Raw genomic sequence first — 1,590 nt, forward strand, 5'->3', positions numbered from 1 at the left:
GGATCTCGACGACGATCTGCTTGTCGGTCAGGGCGATCCCGAACTCGAGCACAGCGAGCACCGCGGCCTGGGAGGCGGCGACGGACGTCGTGGACGCGTCCGCGGCTTCGTGGGACTCGACCGGGTCGAACAGGCGCGCACGCGGGCTGTCGCCGGCCATCACGATCTGCGGGACGCTCACCGGGTCACCACCGCGAGCATCGCCACCGCGAGCGCCAGGCCGAGCATGTAGGGGGCGACCTTCTGTGCGGCCGCGTCCACGCGGGTCGCGAGGACCGCGCGCGCCCGCGCCTTGTCGGTGCGGCGTGCGGGCATCTTGGCGGCATCCATCACGCGACCTCCACCGCCTCGAACGCCTCTGTCACACCCGACGGGCGCATCAGAGTCCGCACCGGCTCGACGATGTAGAAGACCTTGAACTCGACCGCACCGAACTCGCGAGCCGCAGAGACGTGCACGAACCCGGTCGGGGCGGTCCACGACTCGACCGGAACACCGAGGTTCAACGCCCACGCGGCCACCGCGTCCACCGACTCCACCGGCACGACGAGCGGCACGGGCACAGCCGGGTACTGCATCAGCGGGTTCCCGTCCGGGAACGTCGCCACCACGCTCGCGAGATCCCGCAAGCCCTCCGCGATGTCCACGACATCGAAGGCCTCACGGCCTAGAATCTGTTCCTGAGCCACCTGTATGGCTCCTCTCTTGTGAGGCCCGCCGGGTACCAGCCGGCGGGNTTCCGACCGGGTCGGGTCGCTCGGCTCGTGATGCGTCATCGCGCGCACGCGTTCGACGTCGTCGGCGGACATCCGGCGGATCCTCGGGCTGAACTTCGAGTGCGGCCAGCGGCCCGCGTAGACGTTCTCGCGGACGATCTCGTACGGCACGCCCAGCGCCACCGCGACCTCTTGGAGGGTCAGCAGGGCCTCGCTCATCACGCGACCGCGGAGAGGAATGCCTGCGGCGTGAACGTCGACGGGGGCACGTCGATCGCCTGAGCGATGCGGAGAAGTTCGCCGAACGTGAACTCGGTGTGGCCGTTGATCTTGCGGTTGAAGGTCGTCTGAGGGATGCCGGCTGCGGAGGCAACTGCCGCCTTCTTGCGACCGGATCGAAGGATGCTGGCGGCGACCTTGTCCGCGAGCTCCTGAGCTGGTGAGTGATCCATGCAGCAAATCTAGTTGCCCAAATGGATCACGTCAAGTTGGCTTCGTGCCCTATTCGGATTTTCAAATGATCCAATATGGCGATAATGTGAGCCACATGGACAAATATGTGGAGGCGGCAGCCGCTGAGCTTCGTGCCGCGCAGGCGAGAGCTCGAATGTCTGACGTCGCCCTCGCCGCCGCCGCGGGAATCCCGGCCGTCACTCTTCGCCGCTACCTCAAGGGAGAGCGTGACGCGCCGCTGTCTGTGCTCTTCAAGATCGCGGATGCCCTAGGCGTCTCGGCGGGTGGGCTTCTCGATGACGCGATGAAGCACGTCAAGGATTAGTGACGGAGGGACCCCCAGCTTGATCGCCAACTCGAGAGCCTGCCCTGCCGTCATCCCCGTTACCCCCCGTTTATCGAACATGTGTTCGAACATAGG

At 66.3% G+C, this 1,590-nt stretch carries 4 protein-coding genes; 1 reads left to right on the plus strand and 3 read right to left on the minus strand.

Annotation, left to right across the window (positions count from 1 at the left end; translation table 11 throughout):
* Positions 1 to 177 precede the first annotated feature (177 nt).
* From ASG00_RS14725 to ASG00_RS02515, 3 genes are all read right to left on the minus strand, one after another.
* Positions 178 to 330 carry a hypothetical protein gene (locus ASG00_RS14725; RefSeq protein ID WP_156454773.1) on the minus strand — a complete coding sequence of 51 codons (153 nt, stop codon included), beginning with the start codon at positions 328 to 330 and terminating at the stop codon, positions 178 to 180.
* On the minus strand, positions 330 to 689 hold the full coding sequence (locus tag ASG00_RS16520; protein ID WP_156454772.1) for a hypothetical protein: 360 nt from the start codon (positions 687 to 689) through the stop codon (positions 330 to 332). The genes ASG00_RS14725 and ASG00_RS16520 overlap by 1 nt, the downstream gene beginning before the upstream one ends.
* 245 nt (positions 690 to 934) lie before the next feature.
* Positions 935 to 1,168, minus strand: coding sequence for a helix-turn-helix domain-containing protein (locus tag ASG00_RS02515; RefSeq protein WP_056206606.1), 234 nt, complete (start codon positions 1,166 to 1,168; stop codon positions 935 to 937).
* 95 nt (positions 1,169 to 1,263) lie between these two features.
* On the opposite strand from ASG00_RS02515, the gene ASG00_RS15155 reads away from it, so the two are divergent.
* The gene (locus ASG00_RS15155; protein WP_268768733.1) at positions 1,264 to 1,494 is read left to right on the plus strand and encodes a helix-turn-helix domain-containing protein; all 231 of its coding nucleotides are present in this window, start codon (positions 1,264 to 1,266) and stop codon (positions 1,492 to 1,494) included.
* Positions 1,495 to 1,590 lie beyond the last annotated feature (96 nt).

Source organism: Microbacterium sp. Leaf351, assembly GCF_001423825.1.
Taxonomy (GTDB): domain Bacteria; phylum Actinomycetota; class Actinomycetes; order Actinomycetales; family Microbacteriaceae; genus Microbacterium; species Microbacterium ginsengisoli.